This window comes from Rhodocytophaga aerolata, assembly GCF_030503435.1.
GTDB lineage: Bacteria > Bacteroidota > Bacteroidia > Cytophagales > 172606-1 > Rhodocytophaga > Rhodocytophaga aerolata.
On record NZ_JAUKPO010000007.1, the window covers coordinates 276,632 to 292,220 of the forward strand.

General features: G+C 37.7%; 16 protein-coding genes. 6 read left to right on the forward strand and 10 right to left on the reverse strand.

Annotated elements, in window-relative coordinates:
• Window positions 1–298 precede the first annotated feature (298 nt).
• Complete coding sequence (locus tag Q0590_RS14930) at window positions 299–1,066, forward strand: segregation and condensation protein A (RefSeq protein WP_302038364.1); 768 nt, start codon at window positions 299–301, stop codon at window positions 1,064–1,066.
• A gap of 52 nt (window positions 1,067–1,118) precedes the next feature.
• Here Q0590_RS14930 and secDF read toward each other — a convergent pair whose 3' ends face one another.
• From secDF to udk, 4 genes are all read right to left on the reverse strand, one after another.
• Window positions 1,119–4,121, reverse strand: coding sequence for a protein translocase subunit SecDF (secDF, locus tag Q0590_RS14935; RefSeq protein ID WP_302038365.1), 3,003 nt, complete (start codon window positions 4,119–4,121; stop codon window positions 1,119–1,121).
• Window positions 4,122–4,272: 151 nt separating this feature from the next.
• Window positions 4,273–4,560 (reverse strand): hypothetical protein, encoded by a 288-nt coding sequence (locus Q0590_RS14940; RefSeq protein ID WP_302038366.1) that lies wholly within the window; start codon window positions 4,558–4,560, stop codon window positions 4,273–4,275.
• Between the two features lie 175 nt (window positions 4,561–4,735).
• The gene (locus Q0590_RS14945) at window positions 4,736–5,428 is read right to left on the reverse strand and encodes a potassium channel family protein (protein WP_302038367.1); all 693 of its coding nucleotides are present in this window, start codon (window positions 5,426–5,428) and stop codon (window positions 4,736–4,738) included.
• Window positions 5,425–6,042 carry a uridine kinase gene (udk, locus tag Q0590_RS14950; RefSeq protein ID WP_302038425.1) on the reverse strand — a complete coding sequence of 206 codons (618 nt, stop codon included), beginning with the start codon at window positions 6,040–6,042 and terminating at the stop codon, window positions 5,425–5,427. The genes Q0590_RS14945 and udk overlap by 4 nt, the downstream gene beginning before the upstream one ends.
• Window positions 6,043–6,304: 262 nt before the next feature.
• Between udk and Q0590_RS14955 the strand changes: the two genes are divergently transcribed.
• Together Q0590_RS14955 and Q0590_RS14960 are read left to right on the forward strand one after the other, a co-directional pair.
• A complete protein-coding gene (locus Q0590_RS14955) occupies window positions 6,305–6,691 on the forward strand; it encodes a hypothetical protein (protein ID WP_302038368.1) in 387 nt (128 codons plus the stop codon).
• 114 nt (window positions 6,692–6,805) lie between these two features.
• On the forward strand, window positions 6,806–7,090 hold the full coding sequence (locus Q0590_RS14960; protein WP_302038369.1) for a hypothetical protein: 285 nt from the start codon (window positions 6,806–6,808) through the stop codon (window positions 7,088–7,090).
• 202 nt (window positions 7,091–7,292) lie between these two features.
• Here Q0590_RS14960 and Q0590_RS14965 read toward each other — a convergent pair whose 3' ends face one another.
• From Q0590_RS14965 to Q0590_RS14985, 5 genes are all read right to left on the reverse strand, one after another.
• Window positions 7,293–7,550 (reverse strand): acyl carrier protein, encoded by a 258-nt coding sequence (locus Q0590_RS14965; RefSeq protein ID WP_302038370.1) that lies wholly within the window; start codon window positions 7,548–7,550, stop codon window positions 7,293–7,295.
• A 222-nt stretch (window positions 7,551–7,772) separates the two neighbouring features.
• Complete coding sequence (gene obgE, locus Q0590_RS14970; RefSeq protein ID WP_302038371.1) at window positions 7,773–8,792, reverse strand: GTPase ObgE; 1,020 nt, start codon at window positions 8,790–8,792, stop codon at window positions 7,773–7,775.
• Window positions 8,793–8,996: 204 nt separating this feature from the next.
• Window positions 8,997–9,572, reverse strand: coding sequence for an adenylate kinase (locus tag Q0590_RS14975; protein ID WP_302038372.1), 576 nt, complete (start codon window positions 9,570–9,572; stop codon window positions 8,997–8,999).
• A gap of 72 nt (window positions 9,573–9,644) precedes the next feature.
• Window positions 9,645–10,193, reverse strand: coding sequence for a hypoxanthine phosphoribosyltransferase (hpt, locus tag Q0590_RS14980; RefSeq protein WP_302038373.1), 549 nt, complete (start codon window positions 10,191–10,193; stop codon window positions 9,645–9,647).
• Window positions 10,194–10,310: 117 nt separating this feature from the next.
• Window positions 10,311–11,543, reverse strand: a complete 1,233-nt coding sequence (locus tag Q0590_RS14985; protein ID WP_302038374.1) for a sodium/proton-translocating pyrophosphatase — start codon at window positions 11,541–11,543, stop codon at window positions 10,311–10,313.
• 287 nt (window positions 11,544–11,830) lie between these two features.
• On the opposite strand from Q0590_RS14985, the gene Q0590_RS14990 reads away from it, so the two are divergent.
• Window positions 11,831–13,015, forward strand: coding sequence for a tetratricopeptide repeat protein (locus tag Q0590_RS14990; protein ID WP_302038375.1), 1,185 nt, complete (start codon window positions 11,831–11,833; stop codon window positions 13,013–13,015).
• Between the two features lie 18 nt (window positions 13,016–13,033).
• On the opposite strand, the gene Q0590_RS14995 is transcribed toward Q0590_RS14990, so the two are convergent.
• Entirely contained in the window at window positions 13,034–13,510 is a 477-nt protein-coding gene (locus tag Q0590_RS14995; protein ID WP_302038376.1) for an Lrp/AsnC family transcriptional regulator, read from the reverse strand.
• 398 nt (window positions 13,511–13,908) lie between these two features.
• On the opposite strand from Q0590_RS14995, the gene Q0590_RS15000 reads away from it, so the two are divergent.
• Complete coding sequence (locus Q0590_RS15000; RefSeq protein WP_302038377.1) at window positions 13,909–14,280, forward strand: DMT family protein; 372 nt, start codon at window positions 13,909–13,911, stop codon at window positions 14,278–14,280.
• 74 nt (window positions 14,281–14,354) lie between these two features.
• The gene (locus tag Q0590_RS15005; RefSeq protein WP_302038378.1) at window positions 14,355–15,344 is read left to right on the forward strand and encodes an AAA family ATPase; all 990 of its coding nucleotides are present in this window, start codon (window positions 14,355–14,357) and stop codon (window positions 15,342–15,344) included.
• Window positions 15,345–15,589 lie beyond the last annotated feature (245 nt).

A 15,589-nucleotide genomic window follows, 5' to 3' on the forward strand; every position in this document is an offset into this window, starting at 1 on the left:
AATTCCTTTAACAAGTAAACGAAGTAAATGTTTCTGTTTTAGAAGTTTAAATCCGTTTTATATTCTATTCTATTTAACAAAAAAATAACTATTTCAAGTTGCAAACAGATGGTTTGTTTTTTATTAAAAGTAAAAATAGTATTTTTCTATATACTTACTATTAAACATTTTACCATTAATTTTGAAAAGATGCTATACTGCCCGGCTTTTTCAGGTTCTCTAAGGTATTTAAAGAATTGTATCTTGAAGCAAGCACGGCAAAGCTACTTGTTTGTCACTAATTAAATAGACTATATCCTTGACGTTTGAAATAAAACTTCCCCTTTTTGAAGGCCCTTTTGATCTGCTGCTTTTTTTTATAGAAAGAGATGAACTAGATATACATGATATCCCTATTTCTAAAATTACTGACGATTTTCTAGCGTATGTTAAACAGCTGGAAGCTATTAATATAGATCTGGCTAGTGAGTTTATTTTGGTTGCTGCAACCCTTATGCGTATTAAAGCTAAAATGCTTTTGCCGCGCCATGAAGTAGATGCACAGGGGAATGAGATTGATCCTAGAGCAGAATTAGTCCGCCATTTATTAGAGTATAAAAAATATAAATCTGTCATTGGGGAGTTAGCTACGCTTGAAGAAACACGGGCAAGTAAAGAAGCCAGAGGAAATGTAGTAAGAGAATTTCAGGCGATTGCAGATAAAAGTAATGTAGACATAGAACTACAAGACCTTAGTTTATATAAACTTCTGAAAGTCTATCAGCGGGTAATAAACCGGTATGAGCATGCAAAAAACAGACCTGTGCATACAGTGGTACAGTATCCATACACCATTACTCAACAAAAGGAATATATTTTGACTAAACTACAGGAGCATAAGCGGGTATCTTTTGAAGAGGTTATATTAATAGACCCGCTGAAGATAGCTGTTATTTATAATTTTCTGGCTATTCTGGAGCTGGCGCAGAGTGGTGCAGTTTCTATTCATATAGATCATGGATTTAATAACTTCTGGATTTCTACGTTTGAAGAAGAACCCATAAAAAAAGACCAATTACCTCAATAAAAAAGCGGCTGATCTAGATCAGCCGCTTTTTTATTGAGGTAATTAAGCTGCATTACGATTTAACACCTGCTGAAGCTGTTTGTGGCTTCTTGGTTGTAAGTTTCTTTTTGGAGAAATCCAATACCACTGGTGAGGCAATAAAGATAGAGGAATATGTACCAAATATAATACCAATAGTCAACGCAAATGAGAAACCACGCAATACTTCACCGCCAAAGAAAAGTAATATCAGCACCACAAGTAAAGTTACTAAAGAAGTCATAATGGTACGGCTTAATGTTTGGCCAATTGCCCGGTTAAGAATACTTGGCAATTCTTCTTTGGTTGTAGCCATGCTTGCAAATTCCCTGATACGGTCAAATACTACTACTGTATCGTTAATAGAGTAACCTACTACAGTTAGCATAGCAGCTATAAATACTTGATCTATTTCAAAGGATAAGCCGAATACCCGTGCAATAGCAAATGCAGACATGACAAACAACACATCATGAAATAAAGCTAATACGGCACCTAAGCTATATTGCCATTTACCAAAACGGATAAGGATGTATAAGAAAATGACAGCCAACGAAAGCAACACCGCGTTGCGTGAACTATCCTGAATATCATCCGCCATGGTTGCTCCAACTTTCGAAGAACTTACAATAGTAGGGTTCAGAGTTTGGTATTGTTGCAAGCCTTGCATTAAAGCTAGCTCTACTTGTTTATCAGCCTGCCCAGATTCGTCATCAATTAAATAACTTGTAGTTATTTTCAGTTGATCGTCTCCATCATAGGTCTTTACTTCAATACCGGTATTTTTGAAATCATCTACTAAGGCAGACCGTACTTCGGTAGCGGCCACGGCCTTATCGAAAGCTACTACATAGGAACGGCCTCCTTTAAAGTCAACACCCATATTTAAGCCCATAAAAGCCATTAATAAAATACCGATGCCTATAACAATGCCTGAAAATACATATGCCTTGTTTCTATTTCCGACGAAATCGAATTGAACACTATCAAACAGGTTTTTTGAAACAAACGTAGTTAACGTTACTTCCTTCGCATCTTTACGCTTGGCCACCCATTCCATAATTAGCCTGGTAATGAATACGGCTGTAAATAATGAACATACAATACCGATCATTAAGGTTACTGCAAATCCCTTAACACCTCCAGATCCGAACACATAAAGAATTACACCTGTGAGAAAAGTGGTCGCATTTGAGTCGATAATGGAACTATACGCTTTATCGTAGCCTAGTTCAATAGCTTTTAGCAGCGTACGGCCATTTTTAAGCTCTTCTTTGATACGCTCAAAAATAAGTACGTTAGCATCTACCGCCATACCCATAGTAAGCACAATACCAGCAATACCTGGCAGGGTAAGAACAGCACTAAACTGGGCAAGGATTCCTATAATGAAGAAGATATTGAAAAGCAAGGCCACATTAGCTACCATACCGCCTGAACCATAGTACAACAACATGAACAGCACAACCATACCAAGCCCGGCAGCCATGGATATCAACCCTTGTGTAATTGCTTCCTGACCTAAAGACGGACCTACAACTGCTTCTTCTACAATACGGGTAGGGGCAGCTAGTTTACCGGCCTTTAGAATATTGGCTAAGTCTTTGGCTTCTTCAATCGTAAAGTTACCGGAGATAACAGAACTTCCATTAGGTATTTCATTCTGTACAGTAGGAGCGGAGTACACATTGTCATCCAGAATGATGGCTATTCTTTTACCAATGTTACTGGCTGTTAAGTTTTTCCATTTTCTAGAGCCGGCCGCATTCATTTGCATATTCACCTCTACCTGGCCGGTCTGGCTAAAGTCCTGGCGGGCATCCGAAATGACGTCTCCTTCCATGGCCACTTTGTTGTCGCGGCTTTTCTTTACAGCATGAAGGGTGATAAATTCATCTTTTCCTGTAGTACCTTTCTCAGCTTTTACTTCCCATAAAAAACGCACATTAGAAGGAAACAGCGCCTTTACTTCCTGACGATTCAATAAACTGTTAACACGGGCTGTGTCATTTACATTGGCTATCAGTCCGTACATGGTAGGTGTCAGGTATCTTGCCAGGCCCCTTGTCTGATTTTGTAGACTGTTCAACGAATCTGCCTTGGTGGAATCAGCGCCAGCGGCATTTTTGCCGGCAAGCTGTTCTTCCAGAGAAGTGGCACCTTTGGCTGTATCAGACTGCGCAGTAGCTAAGGTAGTCGAATCTTTAGGAAGTTCTGCTGGGTTCTGAGCAGTAACAGCCGGGGAATCTGCTTCGGTTTTTACCAGGTATTCGTCTAACTGCTGTAAGTAAGCTGCCAGGTCTTGCATTTCCCATACTTCGGCAAACTCTAATTTAGCAGCACTCGACAATAAATTCCGTACTCTTTCAGGATTATCTACTCCAGGTAGTTCTATTTGGATACGGCCGGTACCAGGCAAACGCTGGATATTTGGGTTAGATACACCAAATTTATCAACCCTTGTGCGCAAAATTTCAAATGAGCGGCCTATCGCATCTTCTACTTCGCCATCGATCACACGCATTACTTCTGCATTGGAAGATTCATAGCTGATTTTGCCTTTGTTAGCTGCCGTAGAAAATATGCGGCTTAACTTACCTTCTGGGGCTACTTGCTGATATGCCCGGTAGAACAGATCTGTGTACTTATCTGTGCTGGTACGCTGCATTTCAGTAGCTCTTTTTATCGCTTCTTGAAATTTAGGATCGTTGCTGTTACCTGACATGGCTTTCAGTATCTCTACCGGAGATACTTCCATGGTAACGTGCATGCCTCCCTGCAAATCCAGGCCGAGGTTGATTTCTTTATCTTTTACCTCTTTGTAGGTAAAGCTGGTGAAGCCTAAGTCATACACTGGTTGCTTCCATAAAGAATCCAGGTACGTTTGTCTTTTCTTATAATCTATTTTGCCGTTAGTAGTTGCGAAAGCATTTGCTTCCTGTTGGATGTTGCGGGCTTTGAATGTAAAGGATAAGAAGTAAATACACAACAATGAAATTATTGCTGTGAGAATGATAATTCCGGTTTTATTACGCATAGCGTTAAACGAATAGTTATTAAAATTTTAATGGATAAATGGTAGATGATCAGCTGGTAAAAGCTGAAAATGAGCTAGTAAACCTACGAATAGTGTACCTTAGGTAAACAATAGGTGTTAAAACAGAATACTAAGCGAGGTAATCCGGAGCCTATGGGGCATTAATGGCTATATGATGGCAAAAGGTATTTTCAAAATACGTATTAACAAAAGCGGGCTCCTCAAAGCTATGGTGTACAAATAAAAAAAGCTTCGAAAAAGTGGGAGTAAAATCAAAATAAAAGTCTTGCGAGAGATTAAAGTGTACAAAGGATACAATAGCCTCAAAGCTAACAGCCTGGATAGTAGCTTTAGGTAGCTTTTCTTTTTCGGAAGACGCTGTTTTTTTTGCCTGAGCAGCCGAAGTTACTTTACTTGCCGTGTGCCGGTATGTAGCCATACTGGTACCTAGCAAAGTAAGGAAAACTAAAAGAAGGCTTATTAAGCGTAATATGTTGACTTTCTTAGACATGAAGAGATACAAAAGTAACTATTCTAAAAGTAATAACGAAGAACATTCTTGATTTTGTTCCTCTGCTCAGATTGTATTTATATACTATTTGATGTAATTTTTTCTACCGATTTATCTCAATAAATTTATCTACATCATGTGTCTTTCCCATAATAATCATAATATCTGAGTCATAAAGAACGGTGTTTCCTTTAGGAACACCAATAATATGCTGCACTTTAATTACTTCTCCGTGGTGTTTCTCTTCAAATATCCGTTTTACGGTAATCAGATTCAGGTTGTACCGTTCACGCAGGCCTATTTCACTGATTGTCCGGTTAGCTGCTCTTTTGGGCGTATTAACTTCTACAATTTCATAATCATCCGGAAGTGGCAGGTAAGATTTAATATTAGGATGAATCAATGTTTCGGCTACTGTACGTCCAACTTCATCTTCCGGAGAAAGTATTTCTTTTACTCCCATCTTGGTAAGAATCATTCGTTGATGGGCATTAGCGGCTCTGGCAATCAGCCGTTTAACATTCATTTCCAACAGTAGCACAGTAGTTAGTAATAATGCTTCAAAATCTTCCCCAATAGCTACCACAATGGCATCCATGTCATGAATGTTCTGGGCTTTTAGTGCTTTATCATCGGTAGAGTCGAGGGCTACAGCATAGGCTACATCATCTTTCAGCATTTCCACTGTTTCAATATTTAAATCTATAGCCAGTACCTCTGCACCTCTGGAGGCTAATGACCGGGCTATGGAGGTGCCAAACTGCCCTAAACCAATTACTGCAAATTTACCAATCATCTGATTTTACTTTTTAAGAAAATGATGAGCATATCCAATGCTTTTTCGAAATGGAGATTATTAGGAACAATTATATCCGCGTCTGATTTAAAAGGGGCAATATACTTTTCATACGTAGGCATTACATGTTTTTCATACCGGTAAAGTACATCTTCCAGGTCGTATCCACGCTCATCTTTATCCCGGACAATCCGCCGTTTAAGCTTTATATGCTCTGCTGCATCAATGAACACTTTTAAATCTAAAAGGTGCGCAATTTCCGGAAAATAAAATACAAATATACCTTCTACTACTATAACGGGAGCCGGCTGGAAGGTAAGCATCTTTGGCACTACACTGGGATTATTAAATGTATACTCCTGTTTTAGCACGGGTTTTCCGCTTCGTAAATCTTTAATATGTTGTGCATACAATTCAAAATCAATAGATTGAGGAGTGTCAAAATTATATATTCCGTTTTCATCTACTGGCTGCTCGTTCCGTGGCTTGTAATAATTATCTTGCGATATCAAGCTTATTTCTTCCGGCAAAAAGGCATTTAATAAACTCCGCAAGAACATAGTTTTTCCTGAAGCGCTCCCTCCGGTAATGCCAACGATAAAGGGTCTGTTCATCATGGCTATAAAATTACGGCTTTTGTTGAGGAGTTTAAAATGATTCTGTGTTTTAGTATAATAGAGGATTGAGTATTAACGACCTATGATCAAATTTACCTAAAACAATTTTTGTAACAGATGGTTACTAATTAGTAATCTACCAAGGATGAATGGCATTATGTAAAAATATAATTTTGAACTATATGCTATAATTAATATAATTTTTTTTATATTTTGGAAGTATTACTTATTTATTCTTTGCATTGGAAGTAGCAATCCTATGAAAAGCTTTACAAAACATTGGGCAGGAAATATACCAAAAATATGCGTAGCGGCTTTGTTAAGCTTATTGGTTGGGAATTGCCTATGGTTAAAGCCTACAGTGGATGTACTCTTATCTGATGAAATAACGAGTATTGCCCGTGCTGTGCTCGTATCCTCATCACATACGGAACTTTATGCAGAAGCAAGCTGTACAGAGTCTTTTACTTTAACTCCAGTTCATCGGCCAATCAAGGGTAAAGTAAAAAATTATTTTGCTTGTCAATATTCTCAAGATGCAATTACTGCTGCAAATGCGCAGCTGAATAGTTTAACCAAAACGTATTTTGCTAATTGGTTATTTTCTAATCCTCTCTATCTGCTTCACCGGGTTCTGTTGATTTGAATCGTGATTCTATCCGTTCAATTTTTTACTGTTTGGCTGGTTCATACACTTTTAAACCGCCAAGCAATAGGTAATTATTCTATATAATCCATTAAATCTAAATCAACTGTTACTATGCAAGGAGTAATAACTGTTCCGAAAGAAGATATCGGACAAATGAAATTTTGTAAAGAAGATGTACTACAAGATGCTATCAGCCGTAAATTGAGAAAATACGACCTGCAAAGGGCACTTTCTCTGGGAAATCTGTACCATCAAAAAGTAACTATGGTATACAAATTACGAACCGGAGAACTTCAACAAGTAGAAACCACCGTATGGGCTGTAGGGGAAGAATATGTAATTTTAAAAGGTGGTGTAACTATACCTGTTCATGCAATTGAACGAATAGAATTTTGATATAGCGTACGCCTTTCAAACAAAAAGCCGGAAATATTTCCGGCTTAGGTTAAAGTTCTATCTATTGCACTAATTTTAAAAAACAGAAGTAGAGTTTTGCAGGAGCATTAGGTATTTAAATTTTGTAATAAGTAGGCTTATCGTAAGCAGTAGAATTAGGCATAAATAACAGAAGGAGGCTTCCAAAGTCTCCTTCTGTTATTTATGCAACTTTTGCAGTGGCTTCTGCTAATTTGTTTTCAATATATGCTACGGCTTGTCCTACAGTTTTAATTTGCTCTCCTTCTGTATCAGGAATGCGGATATTAAACTCTTGCTCAAACTCCATAATCAGCTCAATGTAATCCAGAGAGTCAATTCCTAAGTCCTTTATGAAGTTGGCATTGGGCGTAATCTGCGATGCTTCTATACTTAACTTGTCTATTAGCATCTTTGATACTTTTTGGTGTACACTTTCCATACAGTCATTAAATTAATTTCAAAACAAATACAAAATAAATTGTGGTTTTGCACCAAATTTTAATACCTTATAATCTTATCAATTATTGAACCAATTTGTTTTAAGCTGTATAAATTTTTTTGTGCCTATACTATGAAAAAGATGTAGTATACACTAGTAAAGTGTTGTAAATAGTTTCCTACTAAAGCAATGGAAGCCTTAGTAAATTGTTATCTAGTAGGTTTATTCTGTCGCTATACTGTTCAGAGAATCAGTGTGTAAAGCTTGCCATATCAAATCTTTTAACTGTAAAATGCCATGCCTGGTAACAGAAGAGATTAAAATGCTGGGTATTTCTTTGGGTAATATTTTAAGTAAACTTTTTTGCTCATCTGCTGGTATAAGATCAGCTTTAGAAATGGCTAGTATTCTTTGTTTATCTAATAATTCAGGATTGTATTTTTGTAATTCGTTTAACAGAATTTCATATTCCTTGGCTATATTCTCACTGCTAGCCGCTACCATAAAAAGTAACACGGAGTTTCTCTCAATATGCCGTAAGAACCGTGTTCCTAATCCTTTTCCTTCAGCGGCTCCTTCAATAATACCTGGTATATCAGCCATTACAAACGACTGATGATCTCTGTAGGCAACCACGCCTAGGTTAGGTACCAGGGTTGTAAAAGGATAATCGGCAATTTCAGGTTTGGCTGCCGATACTACAGAAAGTAACGTTGATTTACCTGCATTCGGGAATCCTACTAAGCCTACGTCGGCCAGAATTTTTAGTTCTAAGATTATCCATTGCTCTAATCCTGCTTCGCCAGGTTGGGAAACTCTAGGTGCTTGGTTAGTTGCTGTTTTGTAATGGTCGTTTCCTTGACCTCCTCTTCCTCCGGGCAATAATATACTTTCCTGCCCATCCTCCGTAATCTCTAAGAGTAGTTCATTGGTTTCTGCATCACGGGCAACCGTACCTATGGGTACTTCGAGTATTACATCCTGCCCCTGGGCTCCGGTACGCCGCCCGCCTTCCCCAGATGAACCTGCTTCTGCTACCACATGTTTGCGGTACTTAAGGTGTAGTAAGGTCCAGAGTTGAGTATTTCCCCGAAGAATGATATGGCCACCCCTACCACCATCGCCACCGTCCGGCCCTCCCTTGGGTACATGTTTTTCCCGGCGGAAGTGAATAGAACCCTTACCCCCAGCACCTGAACGGCAAAGTATTTTTACATAATCTATAAAGTTGGAGGATGCCATAGTTACAAGTAGGGTTATGTTGGATTGCTCTCTTACGTCACCGCAGAAATAAATTATTTCCGGTTATCCTAGAGAAATGTACGATAAGTGACTAATAGAGTTTTATGTTAGTTTTAAGAATGAACAAGAGGTAAGAAGCCGGAAAAATCCTTCCTTGTTCTTACCTCTAATGTTGTTTTCAGCAGAATTTGCTTATACCGGTTCTCAGGATATAGTATCTATCTTGCTGCAAATGGTTGAAAAGATTTCATCAATTTCGCCTATCCCATATACAGAAAGGTATTTGTTTTGTTTTCTATAATAATCGGCTACCGGCAAAGTTTTTTCATTATACTCTGTAATACGTTTGCGAACCAATGTCTCATTCTGGTCGTCGGGACGTCCGGAAGTTTGGCCGCGTAAAAGTACCCGCTTAAATAATTCTTCGTCTTCCACTTCCAGGGCTATCATGCAGGTAATAGCTGTGTTATTCTGGCTAAGCATATAATCTAAGGCCTGCGCCTGAGTTACCGTACGGGGAAAGCCATCAAATATAAAACCTTTAGCCATGCTGTTTTCTTTGATTTTGTTTTCGATCATCCCGACTACTACCTCATCAGGCACCAGTATGCCTTTATCCATTAGTTCTTTTGCCTTCAGACCTAGGGTAGTACCAGCGTTAATTTCTCCCCTTAATAAATCGCCAGTAGATAAATGCACTAACTGGTATTTTTCTATTAACTTTTGGCTCTGTGTGCCTTTTCCTGCTCCCGGAGGTCCAAATAAAACGATATTCAGCATGTTATTTCAGTAAATTAGTAATATAGCTATAAATTCATTTTGTAAACTATTCGCTTTCTGGCATTAAAACTTTTAAAGCATGTTTCTACGATCTTCTTGCAACACATGGATGTCTTTCAAATTACGGCCTAATTGATCATAATCAAGCCCATAGCCTACTACAAACTGATTAGGTATAGAAAACCCAATGTACTGTAACGGCAGTTGTTTGGCATAAGCATCAGGTTTGTGCAGGAGTGTAGCAATCTGAATAGATGTCGGATTTTTCTTATGCAAATCGTTTACTATACCTTCTATCGTTATGCCTGTATCCACAATATCTTCCAAAATAATAATATGCCTGCCGCGTACTTCGTCTGACAATCCAATCAGTTGGGTGAGTTTGCCTGTTGAATGAATTTCTTGATAAGAGGCAACTTTCACAAAAGAAATTTCACATGGAATTGTAATATGCTTCAGCAAATCTGCTGCAAACATAAATGACCCATTGAGCACAGCCAAAAACATAGGAAGTTTATCTACATAATCCTGACTAATCTGCTCGGCCATGTTCTGAATCCTAGTCAACAGTTTTTCCTCAGGAATGAGTATATCAAACACCTTGTCTTTCAGTTGTACCATTAGTTTTTGTTTGCTTCCGGTTTCAAAGATAATAAACCTGTGATGTTTTCGGAAAAATAAAAAACTTCAAAAGAAAATAAGTTCTTCTGAAGTTTTTAAGGCAGTACGTATTAGTATTTATTTACTGTTAGTAAGCTGCGTAGAAATATTTGCCAGCATGGCTACCAATGCAATAACGATTCCATATAAGCCTACCAGCTTATAGGAAAACAGAATAGAAAGGAGAATGAGTATAACTGGTAAAAAAGTAGAGAGTGTGTTAATAAAAAAATGGAAAACAGCATCCATACTAGTTACTCTAAAAGATTTTTTCGCCAGGTAAGAGAAGTATTTGCGATGCAAGGCATAATAGCCCTGAATTACTTTGTTGGTAAGCAGGCCTCCAATAATACCAGCCTGGGCAGCATAGAATACTTGCATGGATGTATACTCAGTACCATTGCAAACCCAGAATGTTGGAAGCATGTATTGGGTTATAACAAAAGAAGCCATAATCATAAGTAAGGCACTCACCATTTTCTCTATAAGGTAGGCCACTGCATCTTTCTTCCAGCCATAAATTTTTGCCAGCATAGCTGCTACAGAAGAAATACCTACGCCTGAAATGGCCAGAAACAGAGGTAAAATAATTGGGCTGGCAGGTATTTGCATCCGCTGAAAACTAGTGATTTCAGCCATTGTAGTTCCCAGGAGCATAGCTGCAACCAGCGTTCCCATTAAGGCATCGAAGCGGTCGTTGGTTAAAATTTTTGTGGAATGCCCAGCATACACAGAAGAACCAGATGTCATATGGCTGCTAAAGCATTCGTAAAGATGCATGCATAAAAGCAAGCCTGATGCCCCAACAGTGAAACTAGCTGCCAGGGATAATACTGTAAATGTATTCCAGTCGTAGCCATTCTGGTAGTTCATCACCACCATAAGCAAACTTGTTAATGAAATAAACAAAGCTCCTCCATTGCTAATATGCTTTTCATCTAAAATAATATGAATTGCTTTGCCCTTATGATTGTGCATGACTCCTGTAGTTACCCAGGCCATACCAGACTTAAGCACTGTGCTGAGGCCAATACTTACTATACCTCCTATAACCGCACTTACCCAGATAGCCATATACCGATCTGCAGTAATTCTGTAGCACACGAAAAGAATAAAACCTGATAGAATAAATAAAGTAAAGGGCTTATAGGCTTGCTGCATAAACAGATGGGCTTTCTGTAAGGCAGAGTGAATAACTAACGTAGTTTTTGTAGCCTTATGAGGTAAACTTCTTTGTAGCATCATCTTCAATGTTGTCAACAGCACTAGTATGGCCCCCCCGATAGACATATTCGTCAGTATATTTTCCATAAATCTTCCAGTTAATCATTACATGACCGTATAGTTTCCTATGCTTTGTATAAAAGTAATATATCAGGATTTTTAATAAGCTATTCGAACATAATTTGTTGAATATAAGATATATATTTATTGCATTATATACAAAATGTATTTTTACAGCCGTTGCAACAATACCATAGTAACCATTTTCATAATCATTTATTGCATAACCTTACACGTTTTTTACCCATGTTTAGGTTTTAGCTGAATGAACTACTGCTTGTAAAACAGGGTTTTCTTCAGTAATTAGAGTTTGTATGAAATATAAATTATTGCTGATCTTCTTGCTGAGTACTGTGCATATGCATGGTCAAGAGAAACCTAAAATGCTTCTTATGGACGTGAATATGCAGATTGAGGCTACTCAGGCAGTGAATGATATGTACAATTTCCGTTTTGCGGAAGCAGAAGTAAAATTCAACTGGATTAAAAGGCAACATCCCGATCATCCTTTACCTTACTTTTTACTCGGCCTGAGTCAGTGGTGGAAAATTGTACCTAATATTGATGTACAAACCTATGATAATGCATTGCTCGCCTATATGGATACATCCATTTCTTTATCAGAAAAAATGTATGACCGGGATGAGAATAATATTGAAGCTGCTTTTTTTCTGGCGGCCGCCCACGGATTTAAAGCAAGGTTATTCTCCGAAAGGCGTGAATGGCGAAAAGCAGCCTTTGCCGGGAAAAACTCATTAAAATATTTGGATAAAAGTAAAGGTTTTGAAGAATTAAGTCCTGAATTTTTATTTGGCGATGCCCTTTACAACTACTACCGGGAATGGATTCCCGACAATTACCCGGCTCTTAAGTCGATCTTATGGTTATTTCCTAAGGGCAATAAAGAATTAGGGTTACAACAGTTGAGAGAAGTCTCTAACAATGCGTTCTATACGCGTACTGAAGCTCAATATTTTTTGATGCGTATTTATACAGATGAGAATCAGCCTGCCAAAGCGTACCAGCTAGCTAAATATTTGTACGAAACCTTTCCGGATAATGCGTATTTTCATCGTTACTTCGCCCGTATGGCCTATGCCCAGGGTAGAATAGATGAAGCGGAAGAGGCTTCAGCCAGTATATTAGATAAATTATCGAGAAACATGCCTGGCTATGAAGCTACCAGTGGAAGATATGCCAGTTATTTTTTAGCCTATATCCATTTTTATAATAATGATATGGAGCAGGCAAAATCTTTCTATAAAAAAGCCGTAGTCTATTCAGAACAGACAAATGCCTACGAAAGTGGCTATTATCTGGCTTCGTTGACGGCTTTAGGGCGTATTTATAACAAAGAGCGAAATTATACAGAGGCTGAAAAGTATTATAATGTAATTCTAGACCGGGCAGAGAAAAAATCGGATGCTTACAAAGAGGCGAAAGACTATATGTCTAATAAGAATAGAAAGCAGCGCAGAAAAGCAGAGGCTGGTGTGTAGCCCCTGCTTTTAAATACTTTATGCCGGGATAGGAAGTACTTTGCTATTTTTGAACGTAGAAAGAATTACCATAGACTGCATGCTGTCTATTTCTTCAATATCACTTACCCGCTCCAGCATTAGCTTCTGATAAGAAGCAATATCTTTCGAGATGATCTTCAGAAGGAAATCACCGCTACCGGTTATGTGATGGCATTCTATAATTTCTTCAATACCTTTAATTTTTTCTACAAAAGCATCGATATAGGACTTTTTATGACCAATAAGGGATACCTGTACGAAGGTGGTTACGCCCAGGCCAACCTTTTCGGTATCTAGCTGGGCATGGTAACTTCTAATTAAGCCCGCATTTTCTAATTTCTTTACTCTTTCCAGCGTAGGTGCTGGCGAAAGCCCAATTTCTTTGGAGAGTAATGCGTTGGTAATTTTTGCGTTACTTTGCAAAATCTCCAGAATTTTTCTGTCTGTTGGATCTAATTTGATGGATGTGCTCATAAAAAAAGCAAAATAAAATTTGGCGCAAATGTAGCACCTTTTTGGATTTCAAGTGGTCGAATTTCTATTTATTAACTCCGTTGTTAATTAGTTGATATTACTAATTACTATAATGTGGTAATTGGCAATATATTATGTAGGTATAAAAACTATTTTTAAAATTCAGTGCGAAAAAGAAGGGCTTAAAATAATTAAATATATTGCTGCAATATTACAATAAATTTACTTTACTCCAAGATGGTGTTTTTATAATTAATCTGAAAGCTTTACTGCAATTTTTCACTACTACATGAAATTATTACTGTCATGTGAAACTCAAAACCAAATCTATAACAGGCATTTCTAATAAACTCTGTATTTTTGAAGATTAAACGTTAGCAAAACTAGTATATAACTTTATGAAAGGAACCTATTCCATCCTGTTACTAATTCTATCAAATATATTTATGACGTTAGCCTGGTATGGACATTTGCAATTTAAAAATATCACTGCGTTAAAAAGTTTGGGATTGATTTCAGTCATTCTTATTAGCTGGGGATTAGCCTTTTTTGAGTATATTTTTCAAGTACCGGCTAATAAAATTGGGTACAGAGACAATGGTGGCCCGTTTAGCCTGTTTGAATTAAAGACCATTCAAGAAGCAGTTTCTCTTACAGTATTTGCTTTTATTACCATATTTGTGTTTAAAACTGAAAAAATGGCATGGAACCATTTGGTAGGTTTTCTACTGATAATACTAGCAGTGTTTTTTGTATTTAAAAAGTGGTAACTGTTTCAGGCCGACTTTTATAAGTTGATAAAAAAGGATAAAGTCGGACTTTGGAGTATAGCTAATTTAAATTTATGGCTGAAATTACTGAGTTAGAGCGGGTAAAGCTGCATCAGCATAAGGTGAAGCAGGTGTTTTCGGAAGTAGGTAAAGTAGTGGTAGGGCAAAGTTATATGATAAACCGGCTACTAATCGGGTTATTCACCAATGGACACATATTGCTAGAAGGTGTACCTGGCTTAGCTAAAACATTAACGGTAAATACATTAGCCAAAGTGTTGCACCTAGATTTTCAACGCATACAATTTACTCCTGATTTATTGCCTGCCGACTTAGTGGGTACGATGATTTACAATCAGAAGCTGGGTAATTTTGAAGTTAAAAAAGGGCCTATTTTTGCCAATCTGATACTTGCCGATGAAATAAACCGGTCCCCTGCCAAGGTGCAGTCCGCTTTGCTGGAAGCTATGCAGGAGAAGCAAGTAACTATTGGCGAAACAACTTTTTATCTGGATAAACCTTTTCTGGTACTAGCAACACAAAATCCTGTAGAACAAGAAGGAACCTATCCTTTGCCCGAGGCCCAGGTAGACCGGTTCATGATGAAAGTACATATAAATTATCTGGATAAAGCAGATGAACTTGAGGTAATGCGCCGGATGTCGAATATGAGTTTTACTGGTGAGGTAAGCACGGTGCTAGATAAGGCTGATATTTTTTCTATAAAAGAAGAAATAAACCGGGTAAGTATATCTGAAACACTAGAAAAATATATTATAGAACTGGTATTTGCTACCCGGCGGCCATTGGAGTATGGATTACGGGAAGAAGCCGCCTACATCCAGTTTGGAGTATCTCCCAGAGCAAGCATCAGTTTGAATCTTGCTGCGAAAGCTATTGCCTTTTTTAATGAACGGGATTATGTGTTACCAGAAGATATTAAAGAAGTAGCACACGATGTATTAAGCCATAGATTAATCCTTAACTATGAGGCAGAGGCCGATGGCATTGTAGCTTCGCAGATAATAGATGTCATTCTTAAAAAAGTGGCCATTAGCAGATGATAAACAGTTTCTAAATAAAGTTCAATTAGAAAAATTAGATGTATTTGTTAAAAAATTGTTAATATAAGTGACAGAAGCAATTTGCAGCCTTTGAAAAAACTAGTAAAGCTCGCCCATCCTTTCAAACAATGGTTTTAGTATAACAAGAGCCATATTTTTTAAATAACATCTAGTGCATAGCTTTGGTAAATAGCAAATTGTTTGAAAACAGATGAGTTATCCATTTCCAGAAGTAGTTTTTAATA

Bases quoted from the DNA above. Each gene is read 5' to 3' on its own strand.
- Q0590_RS14960 (WP_302038369.1), top strand. From the start codon at position 6,806: ATGCAAGGAGTAATAACTGTTCCGAAAGAAGATATCGGACAAATGAAA.
- udk (WP_302038425.1), bottom strand. From the start codon at position 6,042: ATGAACAGACCCTTTATCGTTGGCATTACCGGAGGGAGCGCTTCAGGA.
- obgE (WP_302038371.1), bottom strand. From the start codon at position 8,792: ATGGCATCCTCCAACTTTATAGATTATGTAAAAATACTTTGCCGTTCA.
- Q0590_RS14985 (WP_302038374.1), bottom strand. From the start codon at position 11,543: ATGGAAAATATACTGACGAATATGTCTATCGGGGGGGCCATACTAGTG.
- Q0590_RS14955 (WP_302038368.1), top strand. From the start codon at position 6,305: ATGAAAAGCTTTACAAAACATTGGGCAGGAAATATACCAAAAATATGC.
- Q0590_RS14990 (WP_302038375.1), top strand. From the start codon at position 11,831: ATGAAATATAAATTATTGCTGATCTTCTTGCTGAGTACTGTGCATATG.
- hpt (WP_302038373.1), bottom strand. From the start codon at position 10,193: ATGGTACAACTGAAAGACAAGGTGTTTGATATACTCATTCCTGAGGAA.
- secDF (WP_302038365.1), bottom strand. From the start codon at position 4,121: ATGCGTAATAAAACCGGAATTATCATTCTCACAGCAATAATTTCATTG.
- Q0590_RS14940 (WP_302038366.1), bottom strand. From the start codon at position 4,560: ATGGCTACATACCGGCACACGGCAAGTAAAGTAACTTCGGCTGCTCAG.
- Q0590_RS14975 (WP_302038372.1), bottom strand. From the start codon at position 9,572: ATGCTGAATATCGTTTTATTTGGACCTCCGGGAGCAGGAAAAGGCACA.
- Q0590_RS14945 (WP_302038367.1), bottom strand. From the start codon at position 5,428: ATGATTGGTAAATTTGCAGTAATTGGTTTAGGGCAGTTTGGCACCTCC.
- Q0590_RS15000 (WP_302038377.1), top strand. From the start codon at position 13,909: ATGAAAGGAACCTATTCCATCCTGTTACTAATTCTATCAAATATATTT.
- Q0590_RS14965 (WP_302038370.1), bottom strand. From the start codon at position 7,550: ATGGAAAGTGTACACCAAAAAGTATCAAAGATGCTAATAGACAAGTTA.
- Q0590_RS14995 (WP_302038376.1), bottom strand. From the start codon at position 13,510: ATGAGCACATCCATCAAATTAGATCCAACAGACAGAAAAATTCTGGAG.
- Q0590_RS15005 (WP_302038378.1), top strand. From the start codon at position 14,355: ATGGCTGAAATTACTGAGTTAGAGCGGGTAAAGCTGCATCAGCATAAG.